The sequence below is a fragment of the Candidatus Krumholzibacteriia bacterium genome (genome assembly GCA_035649275.1).
Lineage (GTDB): Bacteria > Krumholzibacteriota > Krumholzibacteriia.
The window spans coordinates 1-6,103 of the sequence record DASRJW010000047.1 but is presented as its reverse complement, the minus strand read 5'-3'; the positions used below and the strand labels follow the sequence as shown (position 1 = coordinate 6,103).

Sequence of the window (6,103 nt, the reverse complement as noted above, 5' to 3'; positions counted from 1 at the left end):
GATCTGCACCTCGGCTTCGCAGTCGACAAGCCCATGGATCGCTTCGGCCCCGAATGGGTGGGCCACGCGGAAAAGCTCGCCGCCCGCTGGCGGGAGCGCGTCCGCGACACCGACACCGTCCTCGTCTGTGGCGATACCTCTTGGGCCATGCGTCTCGACGAGGCGCGGCCCGATCTCGAGTTCGTCGGTGCTCTTCCGGGCCGCAAGATCCTGCTCAAAGGCAACCACGATTACTGGTGGGGGAGCCTGAGGAAGCTGCGCCAAGCGCTTCCTCCCAGCATCGTGCCCCTGCAGAAGGACTGCATCGCCGTCGAGGGCTGGCAAGTCTGCGGCAGTCGTGGCTGGCTCTTGCCGAGCCCCGAGACCACGCCGGAAGACGCCGGCATTTTCGCCCGCGAGCTCGGCCGCCTGCGGCTGTCTCTGCAGGCGGCACGCGGGGAAGGTCCACGGCTCGCCATGCTGCACTACCCGCCGTACGCGGTCGCCACCGGCAGCTCGCCGGTTCTCGATCTGCTCCTGGAGTTCGGCGTGCGTCTCTGCGTCTACGGTCACCTGCATGCGGTGCCGCCGGGCAGCTATCCCGAGGGCATGCATCGTGGGATCGAGTTCCACTGCGTCTCCCTCGATCTCGTCGACTTCGCGCCGCGTTGCCTGGTGACGGGCGGTGCCGTTGCCAGCCCCAGGAGCAGGGAGTAGACTGCCGAGCGTCTTTCCACCGTCGCACTGGAGGCCAGCGTGTCTCTGCGAGGCCGCAGTTTCATCTCCATGCACGATTTCGACGCGGAAGAGATCGCCACCATGCTCCGCGTCGCCACCCGTTTGAAGGACGAGCTCCGCGCCGGCAAGGAGCATCGCCTGCTCCGCGGCCGCACCCTCGGGATGATCTTCCAGAAGAACTCGACGCGTACCCGGGTGTCCTTCGAAGTAGGCATGGGCCAGCTGGGGGGACAGGCGCTCTTCCTTTCCAGCCAAGATTTGCAGCTCAACCGCGGCGAGACCATCGCGGACACGGCGCGCGTGCTCGGGCGCTACCTGGACGGCATCATGGCCCGGACCTATGCACACGCCGATGTCGAGGACCTGGCGCGCTACAGCGGCGTGCCCGTGATCAACGGCCTCTCGGATTTGCTGCATCCGTGCCAGGGGCTGGCGGATCTCATGACCATCCAGGAGAAGAAAGGACGTCTCGCCGGCATCAAGCTCGCCTACATGGGGGATTCGAACAACGTCACCCACTCGCTGCTGCAGGCGGGGGCTCTCATGGGCATGCAGGTGCGCGTCGGCTCGCCGGCCGGCTACCAGCCGCGGCCCGACATCCTGGCGCAAGCCCACGCGCTCGCGGCGCGAAGCGGCGCCGAGATCCGCGTCGTCGAAGATCCCGTGGCCGCGGTGCGCGGCGCCGACGTGATCTACACCGACACCTGGGCGAGCATGGGGCAGGAAGCGGAGCACGACCAACGAGTTCGGCTCTTCCGGCCGTACCAGGTGGACGCGGCACTCATGGCGCAGGCGGCGCCGGACGCCCTCTTCATGCACTGCCTGCCGGCGCACCGCGGCGAGGAAGTGACCGACCAGGTCATGGACGGGCCGCACTCGGTGATCTTCGATCAGGCGGAGAACCGGCTGCACGCGCAGAAGGCGATTCTGGCGCTGATCATGCGTTGAGGGCGGAGCGGAGCACCTGCGCCAGCGTCGGCTCCGAGCCGTTGTCGTCGAGCTCGTAGGTGACGCGGACGCTGGGTTTCTCGAGGCGCACGATACGGCGCAGGTCGATGGGCGTCGCCACGATGACGGCGTCGCAATCCACCCGATTGATCGTCGCCTCCAGATCGCGGATCTGGCCGTCGCCGTAACCCATGGCCGGGATGAGCCGGCCGATCTCGGGGTAGTGACGGAAGGTGTCGGCGAGGGAGCCGACCAGGTAGGGGCGGGGATCGACGGGTTGGGCGCCGTGCGCTTGGGCCGCCAAGATGCCGGCTCCGTACTTCATGCCGCCGTGGGTGAGCGTGGGGCCATCCTCGATGACGACCACCCGGCGGCCGCGGATCCACTCGGGGTGGTCGACGCCGATGGGGCTGCGGGCGTAGAGGCGCGTCGCCCGCGGATTCACGCGCTGGATGTTGGCCTCGATGCGCTCCACGTTGCCCGCGGGCGCCGAGTCCATCTTGTTGAAGAGGATCACGTGGGCGAGCTCGAGATTCTCCCGCCCGGGATAGTAGGAAACCTCGTGTCCCGGACGATGCGGATCCACCAGAGTGATGTGCAGTGTCGGCCGGAAGAAGGGCGTGTCGTTGTTGCCCCCGTCCCAGACCAGGACATCCGCCTCCGCCGCTGCGGCGGCGAGGATGGCGGCGTAGTCCACTCCGGCGTAGACGACGGCGCCGTTGCGCAGGTGCGGCTCGTACTCCTCCATCTCCTCGATCGTGCACTGCTGCGCCTCGAGATCGGCGATGGAGGCGAAGCGTTGCAGGCGCTGCGCCTCCAGGTCGCCGTAAGGCATCGGATGGCGAACGACGACGACGCGCTTGCCGAGGTCGCGCAGCACCTGCAGGACCCGCCGGCTCGTCTGACTCTTGCCGCAGCCGGTGCGGACGGCGCACACCGCCACCACCGGGCGGGTCGTCTCCAGCATGAGGGCGCGCGGATCGGGAGTGTGGAAGCGCGCGCCAGCTGCCTCGACGCGGCGGCGGCGCTCCTCGACGTACTCGTAGGAGACATCGCTGTAAGCGAAGACGACTTCCTCGATGCGATGGTGGCGAATGAGAGCCTCGAGCCGGGCTTCCGGCTCGATGGGGATGCCCTCGGGATAGCCAGGCCCAGCCAGCGACGCCGGATAGCGCCGTGTGTCGATGCCGGGGATCTGCGTCGCCGTGAAGCACTCCACGCGCTCTTCCGCCCGCCCGCGGTAGAGCGTGTTGAAGACGTGGAAGTCCTTGCCGGCGGCGCCCATGATGAGCGTGCGTCGGGGCATCCGTACTCCATTCGTCGCGCCGGAAGAGGCAATCCGGATGCCGGAAGAGGCGGGACGACGGCGCACACCGCACACACCGGCGGCGCCCTTCCTGGATGCTAGGTCGCGCTCGTGGAGCGCACAAGGGAGCGAGATTGAACTCGAAGCAGCATCCCGAAATAATTGTCGGTACGTTGGTTACGAGTGAATCGTGGGGTGAAGTTGGCTTGACCGGCTGTGTCACCTCTCCTTATAATCTCGCAGCCGCACGGCACCCCCACGCCTGCAGCCCGCCCCTGGGCACGGAGAGCCTCGATGTCGAGACATAGCTGGCGGGATCGTGCCGGGACTGTGGCGTTCCTGCTCGTCCTGCCGGTCGCCGTTTCCGCACAGGATTGGCGCGTGGTCTCCGAAGCCGTGGACGGCTCGCTACTCCGCCTGGAAGTACGGCTGCCGCCGCCGCTCCGGCTCGAGCAGGACCTCGACGGCGTCCCCTTCACGAGCTTCCATGTACCCGACGCCAGTGCCGCCGGCTCCCCCGGTGCCCCCGACCTCCCGGTCCTGTCGCGCTTGCTGGCATTGCCCCCTGGAGGCGAGGCGTCGCTGCAAGTTCTCGAGGTGGAAGCGGACGACGAAGAGGACGTGCGCATCCTGCCGCGCGCCTTCGAGGGCGTCTCCTATGGCGAAGGCGGGTCGCCGGAAAAGCCGAGCACGGGAATGGCGGAGACGTGGTTGGCCTACGATGCAGCGGCTTACGTCAAGGATGGGCCGAGAACGCAGCCGGCAACGCTCGGTCCGAGCGGGATGCTGCGCCACCAGCGGGTGGCGCGTCTCGAAGTGTGGCCGATTCTCTACGATCCGCACACACGCCATCTCCGTATCGTGCGCCGGCTCGTGCTCGAGGTGCGTTTCCGCGGCGCGCGCGCCGTCGACCCCCAGGCCGCCCTCGCCTTCCAGCTCACGCCGCGCCCATGGCAGCAGATCTATGATGCCGTCCTGCTGAACGACCGGAGCGCCCGTCGCTGGCTGCAAGCGCCGCGACGGGCCGAACGACTGGGCAAACCGCTGGCGAGCGGCATGCTGCGGCCGGGGCTTCTCAACGAGGAGCAATGGAAGATCCGCGCCGGGAGCACCGGGCCGCTCCGCGTCCCGGCGGCGGTGCTCCTCGACGCCGGTTTTCCGGACGGCACGCCGATCGACCGGCTCCGCCTGGTGCTCCAGCGCTTCGATCCGGCGGCACCCCTCGAGCCTCGCATTCTGGAGATTCCGCTGCAGATGGAGGATGACGGCGACGGCCTCTTCCGCCTCGGCGACAGCTTCGTTTTCTATGCCGAGCATCCGCGTGACGACGCCACCGCAGGGGAGCACGCGGCGAACTATTCCGCCACCAACGTCTACTGGCTCTCCGTGACCCTGACCGGCATACCGGCACGCATGCCGGTGCGGACTCCGCTCCCGTTGCCCCCACCGGGGCCGGCGCAGTTCGCCCAGGAGATCGTCATCGAAGAGGACCGGGTGCTGAACCTGTGGTTTTTCGGTGACGACGCAGAGATGTATTTCCTCCTCGACCAAGCTGCCGTCCCCTCGGAGGCCTTGTGGAGAACGAATGCACCAGGCCGCGCCGCCGGGTCGGACCTGCAGATCTGCCTCGACACCCAGCAGGACTGGCTGCAGCGTTACTTCTCCGTGTCGGCGCAATTCCAGAGCGGCACGCGTGTCGCTCTCGGGAGCTCCACGGGCATCATCCCGCCGGGCCAACCGCCGGTGCCGGTGATCACCCTCTGCGGCACCGTTCCAGCCGCACAGGTCGAGCCCGGCGACTTCACCGTCGTCGTGACGCCGCTCGTGCCCCCTGGACCGCCCGATGGATTCCAGGACAAATCGCCCTTCGTCGACCGGATCGTGCTCCGCTACCAGGCCGATTACCTCGCCAGCGGGGATCGCCTGCGCTGCACGAGCGGCGGGGCCGCCGGGCCCACGGCCTTCAGCATCGCTGGGTTCAGCGGCCAGCCTCTTCTTGCCCTCGACGTCACCGACCCCAAGGCTCCGGCCTGGTTCGATCTCACCGGTGCGCTCGCGGGCAACACGCTCACCCTCACCGACGACGTGCCTGCCGGTTCGACCAGGGTTTATCAGGTGGCGCCGCGGGCCGGCATTCCCATGCTGGCGGCAACCGACGTGGAGCACGACACGCCGGATCCGATCCTCGACGAGCTGGATCCGAACTCCGCGGTTTCCTACGACGCCCTGGTGGTGGCTCACGACAGCTTCGCCGACGACCCGAAGCTCCTGGAGTGGAAAGCCTTTCGCGAGTCCCAGGGGGTGCGCATCCGAATCGTGCGGACGAGCGACGCCTACGACGCCTTCAACGGCGGCCTCGCGCACTACGACGGGATCTACCAGCTGATCCATGCCGCTTACCAGAACTGGGGCATCGCCTACGTGCTCCTCGTCGGCGACGGCAGCGAGGATGCCATCCGCGTCCGGCCCACGAGCGGCCCGAACCTGGTGCCGGACCGGCAACGCTATTTCCTCGTCACCGCCTCGGGCGGCGGCGGCAACGAGTACCGCAACGACCTCTATGAGCGCCACTACGCCAAGATGGACGGGGAGGGCGACTCTTTCCCCGATCTCCTCCTCGGCCGCTGGCCGGCGAGCGATGCGCAGGACCTACACAACATCGTGGACAAGACGCTTCTCTACGAGAGGCCAGCCGCTGGCGACGACGGCAAGTGGCGCAAGCGGGTGGTGCTCTTCTCCGACGACGAGTGGATACGGCGGAACCGGCCGCCCACCCCGGGGCTCGCGCACATCCGCGGCTGCGAGGAGTGGGAGTTCTTCCGCAGCATCCGGCGCTGCTGTGGGACGGTGAACAACGCTTTCCCCGGAGATCTGCACTGTGTGCCCTTCTACCTGAACGAGTTCAGCAACAAGCTGGCGGAGCCGCCGTGGAATACTCCGGAGCACACCGCCTGGCCCATCGACGCTCTGCCCTATCCTGGCTACCCCCAACCCTGCGAGAGCAATCCGAATTACACCGGCAAGCACGTCGGTTCGAACGAGTTTCAGTTCTACATCAACCCCACCGGCACGGCGCTCACCGACTCCATCGGCGAAGGAGCGCTCTTCTTCGCCCTGCAGTCCCATGCCAAC

Annotated in this window: 4 protein-coding genes; 3 read left to right on the top strand and 1 reads right to left on the bottom strand. The window is 67.7% G+C overall.

The window, feature by feature from the left end; all coding sequences use genetic code 11:
• Together VFE28_04715 and argF are read left to right on the top strand one after the other, a co-directional pair.
• A partial coding sequence (locus VFE28_04715; GenBank protein ID HZM15286.1) for a metallophosphoesterase occupies positions 1 to 696 on the top strand: 696 nt, incomplete at its 5' end.
• 39 nt (positions 697 to 735) lie between these two features.
• Complete coding sequence (gene argF, locus VFE28_04710) at positions 736 to 1,665, top strand: ornithine carbamoyltransferase (GenBank protein HZM15285.1); 930 nt, start codon at positions 736 to 738, stop codon at positions 1,663 to 1,665.
• Here the strand turns inward: argF and VFE28_04705 are convergent.
• A complete protein-coding gene (locus tag VFE28_04705; protein HZM15284.1) occupies positions 1,655 to 2,971 on the bottom strand; it encodes a GTPase in 1,317 nt (438 codons plus the stop codon). The two genes, argF and VFE28_04705, sit on opposite strands and share 11 nt — an antisense overlap.
• A gap of 294 nt (positions 2,972 to 3,265) precedes the next feature.
• On the opposite strand from VFE28_04705, the gene VFE28_04700 reads away from it, so the two are divergent.
• Positions 3,266 to 6,103, top strand: a 2,838-nt coding sequence (locus tag VFE28_04700) for a C25 family cysteine peptidase (GenBank protein ID HZM15283.1), incomplete at its 3' end; no start/stop codon positions are given.